At 71.5% G+C, this 16,895-nt stretch carries 12 protein-coding genes and 1 pseudogene; 4 read left to right on the top strand and 9 right to left on the bottom strand.

The features are described 5' to 3' along the window. Nucleotides 1–72: 72 nt before the first annotated feature. The 5 genes and pseudogenes from ACIOHP_RS14190 to ACIOHP_RS14170 all read right to left on the bottom strand — a co-directional run bounded on the left by ACIOHP_RS14190 (nt 73) and on the right by ACIOHP_RS14170 (nt 8,079). The gene (locus ACIOHP_RS14190) at nt 73–789 is read right to left on the bottom strand and encodes a hypothetical protein (RefSeq protein ID WP_401887056.1); all 717 of its coding nucleotides are present in this window, start codon (nt 787–789) and stop codon (nt 73–75) included. After that, complete coding sequence (locus ACIOHP_RS14185; RefSeq protein ID WP_401887053.1) at nt 786–5,105, bottom strand: protein kinase; 4,320 nt, start codon at nt 5,103–5,105, stop codon at nt 786–788. Before ACIOHP_RS14185 ends, ACIOHP_RS14190 begins: the two co-directional genes overlap by 4 nt. Nucleotides 5,106–5,110: 5 nt before the next feature. Then, the gene (locus tag ACIOHP_RS14180) at nt 5,111–5,773 is read right to left on the bottom strand and encodes a DUF7019 family protein (RefSeq protein WP_401887050.1); all 663 of its coding nucleotides are present in this window, start codon (nt 5,771–5,773) and stop codon (nt 5,111–5,113) included. Between the two features lie 522 nt (nt 5,774–6,295). Next, a pseudogene (locus ACIOHP_RS14175) lies at nt 6,296–6,835 on the bottom strand (maleylpyruvate isomerase family mycothiol-dependent enzyme); the annotation flags it as partial. A 29-nt stretch (nt 6,836–6,864) separates the two neighbouring features. Further along, entirely contained in the window at nt 6,865–8,079 is a 1,215-nt protein-coding gene (locus ACIOHP_RS14170) for an RNA-guided endonuclease InsQ/TnpB family protein (protein WP_401887047.1), read from the bottom strand. 51 nt (nt 8,080–8,130) lie between these two features. On the opposite strand from ACIOHP_RS14170, the gene tnpA reads away from it, so the two are divergent. Beyond that, complete coding sequence (gene tnpA / locus ACIOHP_RS14165) at nt 8,131–8,559, top strand: IS200/IS605 family transposase (protein ID WP_401887045.1); 429 nt, start codon at nt 8,131–8,133, stop codon at nt 8,557–8,559. Between the two features lie 468 nt (nt 8,560–9,027). Here the strand turns inward: tnpA and ACIOHP_RS14160 are convergent, their stop codons facing one another. The 4 genes from ACIOHP_RS14160 to ACIOHP_RS14145 form a co-directional block, all read right to left on the bottom strand. Continuing rightward, entirely contained in the window at nt 9,028–9,423 is a 396-nt protein-coding gene (locus ACIOHP_RS14160) for a transposase (RefSeq protein ID WP_401887043.1), read from the bottom strand. Nucleotides 9,424–9,745: 322 nt separating this feature from the next. Beyond that, nucleotides 9,746–12,286: an FtsX-like permease family protein gene (locus tag ACIOHP_RS14155; protein WP_401887040.1), complete on the bottom strand. Its 2,541-nt coding sequence runs from the start codon at nt 12,284–12,286 to the stop codon at nt 9,746–9,748. Nucleotides 12,287–12,289: 3 nt separating this feature from the next. Then, complete coding sequence (locus tag ACIOHP_RS14150) at nt 12,290–13,009, bottom strand: ABC transporter ATP-binding protein (RefSeq protein ID WP_361559467.1); 720 nt, start codon at nt 13,007–13,009, stop codon at nt 12,290–12,292. Next, entirely contained in the window at nt 13,006–13,212 is a 207-nt protein-coding gene (locus ACIOHP_RS14145) for a hypothetical protein (RefSeq protein ID WP_361559470.1), read from the bottom strand. The genes ACIOHP_RS14150 and ACIOHP_RS14145 overlap by 4 nt, the downstream gene beginning before the upstream one ends. 299 nt (nt 13,213–13,511) lie before the next feature. Here ACIOHP_RS14145 and ACIOHP_RS14140 point away from each other — a divergent pair, with 299 nt between their 5' ends. From ACIOHP_RS14140 to ACIOHP_RS14130, 3 genes are all read left to right on the top strand, one after another. Then, entirely contained in the window at nt 13,512–14,747 is a 1,236-nt protein-coding gene (locus tag ACIOHP_RS14140; RefSeq protein WP_401887559.1) for a sensor histidine kinase, read from the top strand. Between the two features lie 42 nt (nt 14,748–14,789). Further along, nucleotides 14,790–15,479, top strand: a complete 690-nt coding sequence (locus ACIOHP_RS14135; protein WP_401887036.1) for a response regulator — start codon at nt 14,790–14,792, stop codon at nt 15,477–15,479. Nucleotides 15,480–15,660: 181 nt separating this feature from the next. Beyond that, a complete protein-coding gene (locus ACIOHP_RS14130; RefSeq protein WP_401887033.1) occupies nt 15,661–16,833 on the top strand; it encodes a serine hydrolase domain-containing protein in 1,173 nt (390 codons plus the stop codon). Nucleotides 16,834–16,895: the final 62 nt, after the last annotated feature.

Genomic DNA, 16,895 nt, shown 5'->3' with positions numbered 1-16,895 from the left:
GTAAGGCAGAGGAGCCGACGTCGGGGTGACGCTCGGTGTGGGTGCCGAAGGCCGGGAGGGTGTACCGCCGTGTCAGCGCGGCACTTCCACCTCGATGCCGCCGAGCCTGTAGTTCCAGCGCCGGTCGGACCGGGAGCCGCTCTTCCGGGCGTCCTTCAGGTTCTTCACAAAGGCCCTGCGCTGGGTCGGTGTCGCCGAGCGCCAACGCAGTTCGAGGACCGGGCGGACCGGAGGGATGAGTTCGCGCATCGGCTGGTCGAACCTGGCGAGACTCGCCTCGTAGTCGAACGGCCGGTAGACCAGATCGAGATCGATCGACGGCGCCGTACCGCCCGCCTCGTGGTGACAGGAACCCAGCCAGTTGGCGAGGTAGTCCAGCCCGATCCGTACGTCGGAGGAGATCTGGTCCTGCCACTTGCCGAGATAGGGCGCGTTCACCGCCTCCGCGGTCACCTCTTCCGGCATCACGATCAGACCGCGGACGGAGGTGCCCGACAGGGCGATGTGGATACGCGGCCAGTTTCCGCCGGCCTCGATCCGGAAGGAGGGGAAGTAGCCCGCCATGCCCATCCCCGTCCGCAGCTGGGCCCAGCCCATCGCGTCGGACGGAAGCCGCTCCGGCGAGTAGGGCCCGCTGGTGCGATGCCCGAGGTCGCCCTCCCGCATCATGAACACGGCCTCGAACACATCACCGCGCAAGGCCATGCTCACTGGGAAGTACGCCCCGACCTCCGCCATGAACGCCTTGCCGGTGATCAGGGCGCCGATGCTGGACCGGTCCGCAATCATGGCCGTCTCCTCCATCCCCTCCGTGTGGGCCTGGGTGGTACCGGCCCGGGCAGACTGTCCAGTTCGGCCTGGACGGCGAGGGTGTCCGTGTGGTGCTCGCCCAGACGCAGCCGCCGTTTCGCCAGCACTTCGCGCAGGGCCTGCGCCGCGTCACTGTGCCGTCCGCGCTGACGGTGCACGCGGGCCAGTCCCACCCGGGCCTCCAGGGTCTGGAGGTCGTCGGGGCCGCGGCGCCTGACGAGTTGGGGCACCAGCATGTCGTACATCCGCTCGGCCTCGTCCAGTTCGCCCTTGTCGGTGAGCAGGGACGCGAGTGCCGCGATCGCCTCCAGGGTGGCCGGATGGTCCGGTCCCAGGTCCCGTTCGCGTTCCGCGGTCACTGCCCGGATCAGGGCCAGGGCTTCGGTCTGCCGGCGCAGATCGATCAGTACCGCGGCCCAGCCGAGCATCGCGCGCTGGGTCTCGACGTGCCCGGCGTCCCACAGGTGGGAGCGCACGTCGACGACGAGCTGCCAGGTCCGCTCGGCCGCGACCGGATCGCCCTCGCTGTGCAGGAGGGGGGCGGCCTCGGCGAGCGTGACGAGGTCGTCCTGGAGCTGGTGGGCGAAGTGGTTGGCCCAGAAGGTCTCGGACCGGTTGAGTTCTTCCTCCGGTCTCAGCAGCAGTGTGAGCGCCTCGGCCGTGCCTGGTGTCTTGTCGGGTTCCCGGCTCGCCAGGTCCTCGGCCACGGAGTGCATGTAGAGGCGGTAGCCCGTGTCGTTGCGGGAGGGGACCTTGTCCAGTTCGGCGGCGAGTTCCAGGGTGCGGGTGACAGCGTGCCGCTGCCGCTCGCCGATGCGGGCCATCGCCTCGATGAGCGCCGGGCGGCTGTCGTCACGGGACGGCAGCTCGACGGCGACCTCGGCCCGCAGTTCCTCGATCACGGGCTCGGACTCCGCGCGCAGCACCCCGGTAGCCGAACCGAAGTCGTACTCCCAGTCCAGGGCCCAGGTCAGCAGCCGGCCGCGTTCGTCGCCGGCCAGGAGCAGGGCCCCGTCGGGGGCCAGCGCGATGTCGGTGACCGCGTCCGAGAAGCCGGTGAAGGCCCGCAGTTCCCGGCCGCTGGTCAGGTCCCACAGGCGTGCCTGGCGGTCCTCGCCGCCGGACGCCGCGAGGAGGAAGTCCGGCGTGGCGGCGAGGCTGAGCACGGCGCCGGTGTGTCCGGTGAGCACATGGACGCAGCGGGCGCCGGCGACGTCCCACAGCCGGACGGTGCCGTCGGCGGAGCAGGACAGCAGGTGCCGGCCGTCCGCGCCGGGCAGGACGTCGACCACGGCATCGGTGTGTCCGGTGAGCACTGCCTCGCACTGTCCGTCGGCGGTCCGCCAGACGCGTACGGTCGCGTCGGCGCCGCCGGTGACGACGTAGCGGCCGTCCTCGCTCAGCCGTGCGGCGCCGATCCACTCCTCGTGCCCGCCCAGTACCCACCGCAGTTCGCCTGTGCGCAGGTCCCAGATCTTCACGGTGACGTCCTGCCCGCGGGAGAGCCCGTAACGGTGGTCGGCGCTGACGGCCACGTCCAGCACGGCTTCGGGGTGGGCTTCCCAGCGTCCGAGGGACCGGCCGCTGGGGATGTCCCAGGCGGCGACGACACCGTTGGCGGTCCCGGAGAGGGCCACGTGGCCGTCCTCGCTGACCGCGACGTAGTACACGTGGTCGCGGGGGCTGGTGAACAGCTGGACGATGCGCCGGTCGCGGGGCTGCCAGGCGACGACCCGGCCGTCCTCGCCCCCGGACACCGCGAGCCGGCCGTCGGCGGTCATCGCCAGGGCACTGAGGTGGCCGGTGTGCAGGCTGAGCGTGTGCAGCAGCTGCCCGGTCTCCACGTCGAAGACCCAGGCTTCGGAGTTCCCTGCGCGGGCGAGCGCGGTGGGGCTGCGCCCGCTGAGTTCCAGGGTCCAGGACCGGTCGTCGTCGGGGGCGATCCGGCCCGCGGACCAGGCGTCGACGAGTGCGGTGCGGCGGCCGAGGGCGCCGAGTCGGCGCCACAGGCGTACGGGTTCGGTGTGGCGCCGGTGGCCGGGCAGTGCGCGGGCGGCGCGGATCAGTTCGGCGGCCTCCTCCAGCCGTCCGGCTGCGCCGTGCGTGGCCGCGTGGTCCAGCAGTTCGGCTGCTCGGGTGGCAGCGGTGGTGACGTCTCTGGCCTGGTGGGGGCGGACGTAGCTCCAGGGGGCCGGTGGTCCGGCGGGCGGCAGGTGCCATGTGCGCACGGTCTTGCCCTCGGCGGTGAGGGCGCGGTGCCCGGTCGCGCTCAGCGCGACCTCCTTGGTGTCGGGTGTGGCCTCCAGGGAGAGGCGGCAGCGGCCCGTGGTGAGGTCCCACACCCGTGAGGGTTCGCCGCGTCCGCCGCTGGAGAAGGCGACCGTGCCGTCCGTGTTCAGGGCTGTCCGGCCGTATCCGGTCTTGAGTACCCGTGGGGCATCACCGGAGCCGAGGTCGGCCAGTCGGACATGGATGCTTCCGCCGGTGACCGCGGCGAGTCGGCCGTCGTCGGTGAACTGCACGCTCAGGCAGGCATGGTCGAACCGGCGGACCAGTGCGCCGGTGCGGACGTCGTGCACCGAGCTGGTCCGGCGTGTGTGGTCGACGGCGCAGCACAGGGTGCCCCGGGCGCCCAGGAAGTCGGCCTTGCTCTCGAACTGCCGGACCTCCACGGGTTCGCCGGTCTCCAGATCCCAGGTGACGACCTCTCCCTCGTACCCGCTGGTGACCGCGTGCCGCTGATCCTGCGTCAGCGCGACCGCGAGCACCCAGCTGGGGTGGCCGGGGAGTTCGAACCCGGTGGCGGCCTCGAGGTCAAGCACCAGCGCGCGCCCGGTGCCGCCGCCGACGACCAGGACGCGTCCGTCGTCGCGGACCGCGAGTGTCGAGGCGCGGTAGTTCTCCAGCCGCAGTTCCTGGCGGCACTCCCCCGTGGCCAGGTCCCAGATCCGCAGCCCGCCGGAACCGTCCGCCGAGATTCCGGTCGTGCCGTCCGGAGTCAGGGCGAGGGCGGTGATCCAGTCGTCGTGCTCCCCGGGCAGTACGGACTGGGCCGGGGCGGGCGCGTCCTGCACCGAGGCGAGGGCGGCGGCGATCTGCGAGTCGTCGGGCATCCGTGCGGACGCGTCGCGCAGCAGTTCGGCCGCGGCAGGCGCGTCGCCCCGCTCGCGGTGCACCAGCGCAAGCAGATACGTGCCGTCGTCGGGGTCGCCGAACCGCACGGATTCCAGCTCATCCACCAGTTCGGCGTCGGTGATCACGCCCGTCCGCCAGCGGTGCAGTCCGCGGTTGTAGCGGGCGTGCGGGTGGTGGGGATCCGCCCGCATCGCGCGGGTCCACAGCTCCTCGGCGCTGTCGCGGCGCCCGAGGTCCAGCATCGACAACGCGTGGTTGGAGAGGCTGTCGGCGAGCAGGGTGGCCGCGGACGGGGCGCGGCGGGGATAGGGGCCGACCTCGCGCCGGTGCACCTCGACCAGACGCTCGGCGAGCGGGCCGAGCCGGGAGGGGCGTGCGGCAGGGTCCTCCGAGAAGCACTCGCGCAGTACGTCCAGCATCTCGGCCGGCACCCGCTGAATCGCTCCCGGCGTCTGGGACCGGGTGTAGTCCTCGAAGGCGTCGCCCGCGGTGGTCCCGTCCCGCACCGGCGGCCTGCCCAGGAGCATTTCGAACACGGTGACCGCCCAGGACCAGACGTCCGTGGCCGGAGTGAGCCCGGACGGTGACCGTGCCTGCTCGGGCGAGCAGTAGGCGGGGTCCAGGCCGCCCCGGCTGACGAACGGCTCCGCGTCCCCGGCCGTGCGGGCCCGTGCCAGGCCGAAGTCGGTGACCTTGACCGTGCCGTCCCGGGTCAGCATCACGTTGGCGGGCTTGACGTCCTGGTGCACGACCTCGTTCTCGTGCGCGTGGTCCAGGCCCCAGGCGGACTGGATCGCCACGTCCAGCAGCGTCGCGAGGGGATCGTCGCCGTACAAGGTCCGGTTACGGACGGCTTCCGCGAGGCTGCCGCCGTCGGCCCACTCGGCGAAAACCCTGGGCACGTCCTCCAGGGTGCGCACGTAGACGCAGTTGGCGATGTGCGGGTGCAGGCCCAGCCCCACCCACACCTCCGCCTCCCGCTCGAAGTCCCCGATTCCGTCCGGCGAGCGGACGACGGCCGGGCGCGGGGTCTTCACCGCCAGGTCGATGTCCCAGCCACGGTGGTGAACCCGGTGCACCAGTCCGAGGCCGCCGGTGCGCACCACGTCCAGGACCTCGTACAGATCCAGGATCACGTCGCCGCGGCGCCAGGTGGCCATCGGCGTCAGTCCACCACGGCGGCGTACAGAGGTGTTCCGAGCAGCACCGACGTGCCGGTGCCGTCCGGGCTTTCGCCGTGCAGCAGCCGCTTCGCCACGAACTCGACGTTCTGCGCCGGCCAGCGCAGTCGCGCAACGGCCCGCTCGACGCGGCCCAGCGCCGCACGATCGACGCGGTCAAGGTCGCCGTCCACCGCGTCGGCGACGTACTCGTCCTCCAGATCGGAGGTGATCCCGAGACCGTCGAGCATGGAGGACATCACCGAGCGCCCCACGCCGTGAGACTCGGCGTCCGGCACGTAGTCGTACACGTGCCGGTACGAGCCGCCCAGGGCGACGACGGTGTCCTCGCTGCGCCCGCCGAAGAACACCAGGGAGGACGCGGGGTCGTCGCGGAACGCGCCCCAGCGCATCCGCAGCGAGCCCCAGAAGTACTGCCCCGGTTCCTCCACTGTGCCGAGGTCACCGTGGTCGCGCAGGTACCGGACGACCGCCTCGAGACGGGTGATCCGGTCGTTCGGCGGGCCCTCGCTGGTGCGCTTCGCCGACAGCACGGAGAGGTTCACGCCCACCTCCGTCTGCCGCTTGGCCCCGAACCCGGGGTCGATCTGCGGCAACAGCATGTCGACCTTGCTGTCGGAGATATACACGTAGTAACTCAGCGACACTGCCGGATCCTCCCAGGCCTCGACCTTCCCAGCCTATCGATCACGGCCCGTTATGAGCCATGGGATGCGCGGGCGAAGGGAGTTGAGCGGAGCGGCCACGGCGGCCACGTCACCCAGGCAGTTGCAGTGCGACGGGGTCTGGATTCAAGACCGGAAGTGGGGGCACGCCCGGCACGCCAGAAACTGCGCGAACCAACGGCCGCGGTGCCCACGAAACGTGGTTACAGATCGGCGTCAACCGCCGAGACCAGCCACGGGAGCGGATCCTGGCGCTCGTGCGCCAGGCGGTGGCGAGCTGCGTCCGGGCTCAACCGGCTCGACTCTTTACACCACTTGCCGGGGCACCAGGGATCGGGCTAATGGGTGTGGTTTGCGGGAGTTGTTTTTTCGTGATTTCAAGCGGCGGGATTGGCTCTCGACACCTCGCACCCGGTCATGTCCCGCGAGGGGCACGGTTGGCGAATTCGGTGGCGTTCGCCAAGTGACCTTCACGGGACGCGATCAAACCAAGACGGTGGACCGTCATTCAGGCCTCGCGATCTGGGCGATGCCGGGCCCGTCAAGTTCGTCGAGCGCCACTCGACGCCCGGAGACGGCCAGCAGCAGGGAAAGCGCAGTGCCTCTGACTTCCGGGCCGGATCCGATCGACAGGTCGGCGTCCACCGCTGTCAGCCGGACTCGAGCTGTCAGCTCCTTTGCCCCGCCGAAAGACGCCGGCGTACGGGCCTGCAGGCGCAGCGATCGGGAGACCGCCTCCTGTGGGTAGGAGTGGGCAAGCCCCAACGACCGACGGATGTCCTCCCCGTGGACGACCTCCTCCACGATCCGGCTGTCCAGGGGCGCCGGAGGCGTCGTCCTCCGCGATGCCACGTGACGAAGCCGATCCGATGTCTCCTGCGGTGAGGCACCACGCTCGCGCTCCACACCGCGTGCGTTCTGCCGGTCAAAGTCGAACCGCTCCCGCGCGAGTCCGACCACGAAACCAAGGCGTGTCGTGCGGGCTGTGTCGACCAGATGGGCAACCACGTCGTGCACGGTCCACCGTGTGCACAGGGGTGACTCCTCCCCCGGCTGAAGCCGGGGGCTTCTCGTTACGCCAGGTTGGCGTCGCGACGGACCAGCCCGGCCCGTAGAACGTTGATCGCCCCGACCGTGTCGGCGTGCGCGGTGTGGCCGCACGAGACGCAGTGGAACTTTTCCTGTGTGGGCCGGTTCTCCTTGGCGGTGTGCCCGCATTCGGGGCAGGTGCGGGAGGTGTTGCGGGGGTCCACGGCGATCACTTCCCGTCCGGCGCTTTCAGCCTTGGCGTGCAGGATCGTCAGGAACACCCCCCATCCGGCATCGTTGATCGACTTATTGAGCCCGGCCTTCGCGGCGGCCCCGTTAGGCAGGAAGGTATCCGGCCGGTCGGGGTCGGGCTTCGGTGCGGGGGCCTTGCTCATGTTGCGGATCTTGAGTTCTTCGTGCGCGATGACGTCGTGTGCGCGGACCAGGCCGAGCGCTGTCTTGTGTGCGTGGTCGAGCCGCTGACGACGCACCTTGCCGTGCAGTTCGGCGACCTTCTCCACCGCGCGCTGGTGGTTGGCGGTGCGGTCCTTGGCCTTGCGGCGCGGGAACCGGGACAGAGCCTGCTGCGCTGCCTGGAGCTTGTCGGCCGCGCGGCGGCCGTGGCGCGGGTTGGGGACGAAATCGCCGCCCGAGTCGGCCAGGAAGTTCGCGATGCCCAGATCGATGCCGACCACGCTGCCGGTCGCCGGCAGCGGCTGCGGCTGGTCCTGCTCGGCGGTCAGCACGACGAACCACCGACGGCCCTCACGCTTGACCGACACGGTCTTGACCCGGCCGGCCACCGGGCGGTGCTGGTTGACCTTCACATGCCCGACGCCCTGAAGGCGGACGCGGGTGGTCGGGTCGTGCGGGGTGGAGTCCCACCGGCAACCGTCCCCGTCCTTCGGGAAGTCCACCGTGTCGAACCAGGTCCCCCCGCGAAAGCGCGGGTAGCCGGGCGCCTGACCGGACTTGACGCGACGGAAGAACGCGGCGAACGCCTTGTCGAGACGGCGAAGCGTCGCCTGCTGCGAGGAGAACGACCAGCGGCCCTGACGCTCCGGGTCGAACGCCCGGATCTCCTTGAGCTGCGCCGACTGCATCCCGTACTTCACGGTGGTCTTCGAGGCGTGCCGCCAGGCGTCGCGCCGTTCCTGCAAGGCCCCGTTGTAGAGGGAGCAGTGGTCCCGCAGCATCTGGCCCAGCGCCTGCTCCTGGCGGACGGTGGGCCGCAGGAGGAACTTGTACGCACGGATCAACTCAGCCCACCCCCTCCGGTCGAGTTCGCTCGATTTTACTACACTTGGTGTATGTCACCACGCTGGGAACCAGATCCTGACGTCAGACGGGGAAACCACGTCATCTACAACCTCCACGCACACTTGGTGTTTGTCACCAAGTATCGGCGGGAGGTCTTCGACGACGACATGCTGACCCGCTGCGAGGCGATCATGCGCGACGTGTGCGAGAGCTTCGGCGCGGAACTGCGCGAGTTCAACGGTGAAGGCGACCACGTCCACCTGCTCGTGCACTACCCGCCGAAAATCGCCCTGTCCAAGCTCGTCAACAGCCTCAAGGGCGTCAGCTCCCGCTACCTGCGCGCGGAGTACGCCGGCCGGATCAACCGGATCGGCACGGGCTCGGTGTTCTGGTCCCCGTCGTATTTCGCGGGGTCTTGCGGCGGCGCACCACTAAGTCTCGTCAAGGACTACATCGACCACCAGAGGCGGCCTGTCTGACCGTCAGAACGAAAGCGCAGAGAACTCCGGCGCTTCGCGCCTCCGGGGCGAAGATCGCATTCCCGCTCGGCCTGAAGGCCGGGATTCCCTTCGAAGATCAAGGGATGGGACTCGCGACAAGGTGGGAACTCATCGCTCGGCCGGCGTGGACTGGATCACCCTGACCTTGCGCTGTCGGGCTATCTGCATCAGCTGCTGTGCGTGATCTCCGGGACGTTCGGGCTGGGCGCGGGGGCTTCGGTGAGGCCAGACGCCGTCCCATCCGTGATCGTCGACCATCGGAGCATCGCTTCGCTGGTGGCGGGCGGGGTTCGGCCCGAACAAGGCAGATGTCGCGACGCAGGCGGCGCAGCCGGGTCAGCAGGCCCGCCGCAGTGGCCCGGTCGCTGACGTTCGCGGCGGTGACGCAGGCGACCGGCGGCAGACCGAGCGTGTCGGTCACGATGTGCCGTGTGCGGCCGGCATCGGTCACGATGTGCCGTGTGCGGCCGGCACCTTCTTCCCGCCGTCGTAGCCGCGTGAGGCGGCCCGCACTGTCGCGGCGGCCCGCACCGACTGCGCGTCGATGATCCCGGCCGTGGGCTCGGCCTCGCGGCCCTCGCGCTCACGCGCCTGTCCGCGCAGCCGGTCGTGGAACTCGGCGATCAGCCCGTGCTCGCGCCGGCGGCGGAGGAAGGCGTGAACCCGGCCCCAATCGAGGAAGTCCGCAGGCATCGCCCGCCAGGAGATCCCGCCCGCGACCAGGTAACGGATCGCGTCCACCATCTGGCGGTGGCGGTGGTCCTCCGGCCGCCCGCCCCGTCCCTGAAGCCAGGACGGCACCGGCAGCAACGACCGGATGGCCGCCCACTCCGCGTCCGTCATGTCCGACGGGTACCGCCGCACCCGATCAGGATGATCGACCGCATTCTCGTACGCGTGCGCGTGGCAATCACACGGTCGAGAGCCCGAGTTGAGGACTACGGGCGTGAGCGCGTAGTCCTCAACTCGGACCACCGGCGAAGCGGCCTGATCTCGGGCATGCGACACCCGGCTGATGGAGCGCGCGGCCGATCAGCCTCTACCGCCGGGCGTCAACGTCATGGCCCTCCCCAACCGAACCCTCGAACCGCCGCCGTGGGAAGAATCGATGCTCTCCTCCACACCGGTGCGGGCGGCGCGGCGGGACGGCGGCTCAGGTGCCGGATCACGATGCGCGGACCGCGTCGGCGGGTGAGGTGCGCAGGGCCTGACGGGTGGGCAGTTCGATGGTGAGGAACGCTGTGACGGTGACCGTGGCCACCAGGGCGGGGAGCAGCCACATCGGGCCCGCGGGCCAGGGGCGGCCGAGAAAGGCCTGGCCCAGGAGGGCGAGGGGGATCGCGGACAGCAGCAGGGCCGTGGTGAGGGCGGTGGCGGCGGTGACCGCGGCCTCCCGGCGCATCATCGCGCGGATCTGACGAGGGGTCGTGCCGTTGAGGCGCAGCGCGGCCATCTCGACCCGGCGCTGGGCTGTCGCGGCGACCAGCTTGTTGGCGATGCTCAGCAGGAGGTAGACGAGCAGCACCACGATGGTGGCCAGGTTGATCCATACCTCGGGCGGGGCGTCCTCCAGGCCGCCGGTCGCGGCCGGGGCCGCCTTCTGCAGGGTCAGGCCGGGGCGGGACGCGGCCAGGGCGGCGAGGTTCCTGGTGGCCGCGGCCGTGCCGTCGGTGCGAACGAGGACGGACTGGTCGAGCTCCGTGGTGGTGTGTCCGGCCGTCAGGTCGTGGGAGAGGACGACGGAGCCGAAACCGAGACCGCGGTCGTAGACGGCGACGACCTTGGCGTCGACCGGTGTGCCGTCGCCGAGGACCAGCCGCACCCGCCGGCCCACGCCCGCCGAGCGTGAGCGGGCGACGTCGCCGCTGACGGCGACCGTGGCGCCGGAGAGACGGCCGATGTCACCGTCCCGTACGTCGAGGTCGAGGACGCCCGCGGCGTCCTGGGGGAGGATCGTCGCGGAGCCGGCCTCGGACACCGTGTCGTCGAGCATCTTGTAGGTCCAGATCACCGTCGTGGTGCTGACCGGAGCCGCGGCCCGGACCCCGGGCGTCTTCCGTACGGCGGCCAGGGTGTCCTTGGGCAGTCCGCCCAGGCCCGGTGCGCTCAGCCGCTGCTGGGCGAGGGTGCCGGTGCGGGTGTCCTGGGTGGTGGCGGCCATCAGGGTGGTCTGGGCGTAGGTGTACGTCAGCACGAACACGACCGCCATGGCCAGGGTGCTGACGATCCCCGCGTTGCGCAGGGCGTAGGCACGGAGGTTGGACATCGCCAGCCAGGTCGGCGCGGAGGCGCCGGAATGGGTGCGCCTGCTGGCGGCGGCGCCGACGCCCCGGACGAGGGCCGGCCCGGCCAGCGCCAGGCCGATCGCGCCGAGGATGCCCGCGATGGAGGTGGCGGTGGCGCCGAGGGCGGTGCGGGAGAAGAGCGGGAGGCCGGACAGGGCGGTCGCGGCGAGGATGACCACCAGACCGGAGCGCGTACGGGTCCTGGAGGGGTCGCGGGGTTCGCTGCGCGACTCGGCGACCGCCTCCGTCGCCGGCATGCGGGAGGTGCGCCATGCCGCGCCCCGCGCCGAGAGCTGTACGGCGAGGGCCGTCAGGAGGATCGTCGCGACCGCGGGCAACGGACTGTAGGTGAGGGGGAGTTCGGCGGGGATGACGCCCCGGTCCGCCAGCAGGGCGCGGAACTGTCCGGCCAGGAGGTAGCCCACCGCCACTCCGGGAAGGAGCGCGCCGGCCGCGATGAGGGTGGCCTGGGATGCGGCGAGCCGTCGTATCTGCCGGGGTGTCGCGCCGACGGCCCGCATCAGCGCCAGGTCGCGGCGCTGCCCGCCGAGCGACACGGCCAGCGCGCTCGCCATGACGAACCCGGTGATCAGCACGATGATTCCGGAGAGGGACCCGGCGAGCAGGATGAGCAGGGAGCGGCTCGCACCCGCGCCGGGCGACACGAGGTCCCCGCGGTCCGTGCCGGTGACCGCCTGAAGCCCGGTGTCCTTCAGCTTCGTACGGACGTCGGCGGCGACCCGCTCCTCGGCCCCCGGCGCGGTGCGCAGACCGATCAGGTCGACGGTCCGGGCGAGCGCTCCGTCCTCGCGGCCCGACAGCCGTACGGCCGTCCGGTCGGCGAACAGCACACCGGCGTCCGGAGCGTCGACGACCGCCGAGACGCGGTAGCCGGCGGCGGGGCGGCCGTTAACGACGACCCGCACCCGGTCGCCCGCCTTGACTCCCGCGGCGGCGGCGGTCGCGCTGTCCACGGCGACCTCGCCGGAACCGGCCGGCGCGTCACCGTCCACCGCCCGGTCCTTCAGGAGCTCGGTGGACGACCAGCCGTGACCCGCCGACGCGGGATCCTTCGTCGGTACGACCCGGCCGCGGGAGTCGACGAGCGCGGCGGGGAAGGCGATGTCACCGACCGTCGCCTCCACCCCCGCCAGCCCGGACAGGTCGGCGACCAATGAGGCCGGGACCCTACGGCGCTCCGGGAGGGCGATCGGCAGGTCCCCGGCCGGCCGGAACTCCTGGTCGGCCGCGACCACGACGTCCGCGCCGGCGAGGCGGCCGGGCGGCAGGTGGGAGCGGACACCTGACTCGGCCAGGACGCCGGTGCCGGTGATCAGAGCGGCCCCGCCGAGGACCGCACACGCCACAGCGATCAGGGCGGTGATCCGGTGGGCGGCCATGTGCAGCGCGAGACGGAACACGGTTCACACCTTTCCCAACGCGACGAGGCGATCGGCCAGTTGAACGGCGGTGGGGGCCTCCAGGGACTCGACCACGCGGCCGTCGGCCATCACCAGCACCCGGTGTGCGCGGGCCGCGGCGGCCGGATCATGGGTGACCATCACGACCGTCTGGTGCAACTCGTCGACCAGGTCCCGCAGCAGGTCCAGCACCTCGTGGGCGCTGCGCAGGTCCAGCGCGCCCGTCGGCTCGTCGGCGAACACGACGGCAGGTCTGGCCACCAATGCCCGTACGACGGCGGCGCGTTGCTGCTGGCCGCCGGAGAGCTCGGCCGGCCGGTGGCTCAGCCGGTCGGCCAGACCGACCCGTCCCACCAGTGTGCTCAGCCAGCCGTGGTCCGGGGCCCGTCCCGCGAGGCGCAGCGGCAGGGTGATGTTGTCCTCGATACTGAGCGAGGGGATGAGGTTGTACGCCTGGAACACGAACCCGATGCGCTCCCGGCGCAGTTCGGTCCGGCGGGTCTCGTTCAGCCCGCCGATCTCGTGGCCGTCGATGCGGATGCTCCCGGACGTCGGGGAGTCCAGCCCGGCGGCGCAGTGCATCAGCGTGCTCTTGCCGGACCCCGAAGGCCCCATCACGGCGACGAACGCACCGCGCTCCACGGTCAGCGACACGTCGTCGAGGGCGCGTACACCTGCCGCGTACTCCTTGCTGACCTGGGTCAGAGCGATGGCGGCGGTCATCGACGGCCTCGCAGACTGCGCACGGCGAGAGCGCCGCCGCAGAGCACCGTGACGATGCCGCAGAGGAAGTGGACCCAGGTGTCGGCGCCACCGAGGGAGGCCGCCGTGTTGCCGACCGCGCTGATCACCACCACGGACCAGAGCAGCGCGCGGGCGACCTCCCCTCGGGTGAGGCTGTCGGCGTCGGTGGTCGTGTTCGCCATGGCGACTCTCCTGTGATTCGTGCGTGTCCGCACTCGTGCGCTGTCGTCACCGACGCTATGGATCAGCACCCTGCGCGGCCGATCCCGCAGCCCGCCCGCTCCAGGTACAGCAGGCTGTACTTCCGGTCCCCGGCGCCCTCCGCGAACCGGCGGTCGGCATAAGGTCGTCCGCGACCGAGGGAGGCTGGATGGCATCACACGACGACCGCGCTGTCAGCACCGGCAGCACGGCCGACACCGGCAGCACGGCCGACACCGTCAGCACGGCGGGCACTGTCACCGATGCCGCCGACCGGAGCATGGAGGTGAAGGACACCGTCGTACGCACCCTGAGCGCCGCCGGCACCGCGCTCGGAGAGCTGGCGTCCGGGCTCAACACAGCCCTGCTCGCCCTGCTGATGCTGCTCTGGACGGCCGTCACCGCCGTGACGAGCCTGGTCGGGGTGGGGCTGCTCATGGCGCCCGCCCTGCTGCGCGCGCTGCACGCCCTGGCCGGACACGAACGCGCGCGGCTCGCCCGCCGCGGCCCCGAGGTCGTCGCCCCAAAACCCCCGCCGACCCGGCTGCGGCTCGCACTGGTCGACCCCACCACCCGACGGGAGCTGCGCTGGCTGGTCCGGCACGCGACCCTGGGCCTGCTCCTGGGAGTGCTCGGAGTCCTCCTGCCGGTCCTCGCCGTGCGGGACAGCGCCTTTCCGCTGTACTGGCGGCTCCTGCCCGAGGAAGCGACCGCGACCTCCCTGGGCGTCGGCCTGGCGCGGTCCTGGCCCGAAGCCCTCGCCGTGTGCCTGCTGGGCCTGGGCTGGGTCATCATCATCCTCGGGCTCGCCCCCGGCATGGCCCGTCTGCAGGCCCGGCCCGGACGGGAGCTCCTCGCGGCCGGACCCGACGTCGATCTCTCCCTGCGCGTCGCGGAACTGACCGCCACCCGCGCCGCCGCGCTGGACGCGCACGCCGTCGAACTGCGCCGTATCGAGCGCTCGTTGCACGACGGCACGCAGAACCGCATCGTCAGCGTCACCGTCCTGCTCGGCGCGGCCCGCCGGATGGTCGCCCGCGACCCGGCCGGCGCCGACGAACTCCTCGAACGCGCCCAGTCCGCCGCCGAACAGGCCCTCGCCGAGCTGCGTACGGTCTCCCGCAGCATCCTGCCGCCGGTACTCGACGACCGCGGCCTGACCGGGGCACTCTCGGGACTGGCGGCGCAGAGCGGTGTGCCCTGCCACATCGACGTCGACGTCCCCGACCGCTGCGCGGCCTCTGTGGAGGCGACCGCCTACTTCGTCGTCGCCGAGGCGCTGACCAACATCGCCAAGCACAGCGGCGCCCGCAGCGCCACCGTGACGGCCCACAGCCGTGGCGGCCGGCTGCGGCTGCGCATCGAGGACGACGGCCGGGGCGGAGCCGACGAGCACGGCGGCTCCGGACTCACCGGTATCCGCCGCCGGATCGCGGCACTGGACGGTAGCCTCACCCTGGCCAGCCCGCCCGGCGGGCCCACGACCCTCGAGGTGGATCTCCCCTGCGGATCGTGACCCGCCGACGGGCCCCGTGCTGCCGATGGCCCCGACCTGCGGATGGACCGTGAACTGCGGATGGACCGTGAACTGCGCATCGTCATAGCCGAGGACGACCCGTTGCTGCGCGAGGGCCTGGCCCTGCTGCTGCGCGCGGAGGGCCTCGACGTGGTGGCCACCGCGGGCACCCCCGACGGGGTCCTGGAGGCCATCGACGAACACAAACCGGACGTGGCGATCCTCGACGTACGGATGCCTCCGACCCACACCGACGAGGGCATCGTCGCGGCGGTCGAGGCACGGCGCCGACGGCCGGACCTGGCGGTCCTCGTGCTGTCCGCCTATGTCGAGCAGAGCTTCGCCACCGAACTGCTGAGCGGCGGTGTCACCGGCCTCGGGTATCTGCTCAAGGAGCGCGTCGGGCGGGTCCAGGAGTTCCTCGACGCCCTGCACCGGGTGGCGGACGGCGGTACCGCCATCGACCCCGAAGTCGTCGCCCAGCTCTTCACCCGCTCCCGCCAGGACCCCCGCCTGGAGCGGCTCAGCCCCCGCGAACGGGACGTACTCGCCCTGATGGCCGAGGGGTTGGGCAACTCCGCCATCGCCGGACGCCTCGTCGTCACCGAGGGCGCCGTCCACAAGCACATCCGCAGCATCTTCGCCAAGCTCGACCTGTCCCCCGCGGACCAGGTGGACCGGCGGGTCGCCGCCGTCCTGCGCTATCTGGAGGACGTACGCCGACTGGCGTGAGTTTCGGACGCACGTCGCCCGGCGTGCGGTGTGCGTACGGAGGCACCTCGCCCGGCGTGTGTACAGCAGGCTGTACCGCGGACCGGCCCGCGGGCTGGATCGTCCGGCGCGCGCCCTCCTTCTACGTTGGTGATCACACCCGGAACCCCTGGTGATCGACCAACTGCCAAGGAGCCAGCTCATGATGATGCTGCGTCACCTCGTGTCGACGGCCACGCTGACCGCACTCGGCCTCGGCCTCACGGTGCCCGTCGCAAGCGCCTCAGAGCCGCCGCCGACCACGGTCCGGAGCAGGCTCCAGGACAACGTGGACGCCATCCACAGGACCGGGACCGTGGGTGTCGTCGCCCAGTCGACGGGCCCGCGCGGCAAGCGGCACGCCACCGCCGGGGTGGCCGACACCAGCACCGGCAGGACGGCCGACGTCCGTGACCGGTTCCGGATCGCCAGCACCACCAAGGCGTTCGTCGCCACCGTGATGCTGCAACTGGTCGCAGAGGGGCGCGTGTCGCTGGACGACTCAGTGGAACGGTGGCTGCCGGGCGTGGTGTCGGGGAACGGCAACGACGGCGGCGCCGTCACCCTGCGCCAGTTGCTGAACCACACGAGCGGGCTGTTCAACTACACCGCGGACTTCCCGGCGATCACCAGTCGCGAGGGCTTCGAGGCCGACCGGTACACCACCTGGACCGACGAGCAACTGATCAAGATCGCGATGCGGCACGCGCCGGACTTCGAGCCCGGCGCGAAGTGGGCGTACTCCAACACCAACTACATCGTCGCCGGAATGATCATCGAGCAAGCCACGGGCCGGACCTGGCAGCAGGAGGTGACCCGGCGCATCATCCGGCCGCTGGGGCTGCGCGACACCCTCACCCCCGACGCCCAATCCCGCATACCCGGCCCGCATCTGCGCGGCTACTCCGGCTTCGGCGAGCCCGGCCCGGCAATCGACGTCACCGACTTCAACCCGACCGCGGCGGGCGCGGCCGGCGCCATGATCAGCACGACCGCCGATGTGAGCCGCTTCTTTTCGGCACTGCTGGGCGGCCGGCTGCTGCCCCCGGCCCAGCTGGCCGAGATGAAGACGACCATACGCGCCCCCGAACTGGACCCCGTGTGGCCCGGTGCGCGCTACGGCCTGGGCCTGATGGAGATCCCGCTGTCCTGCGGCGGGGTCTACTACAGCCACGCCGGTGACCTGGCCGGCTACACCACCCGGGACGGGGCGAGCGCCGACGGCCACCGGGTCGTGGTCGTCGAGGCGACGGGCGACGGAGCGCCCGACCTGTCCACGGACAAGGCGCAGAACCAGCTGATCGATCAGGAACTGTGCGCCTACGGTGAGAAGTAGCAACGGGAAACGGGAGAGGCGGCGGGCGAAGCACGGGGACCGAACGGCAGTGAGGAAGGGCC

This window comes from Streptomyces sp. NPDC087859 (genome assembly GCF_044742595.1).
In the GTDB taxonomy this organism is placed as follows: Bacteria; Actinomycetota; Actinomycetes; order Streptomycetales; family Streptomycetaceae; genus Streptomyces; species Streptomyces canus_F.
This window is presented reverse-complemented; position numbering and strand designations above follow the sequence as displayed.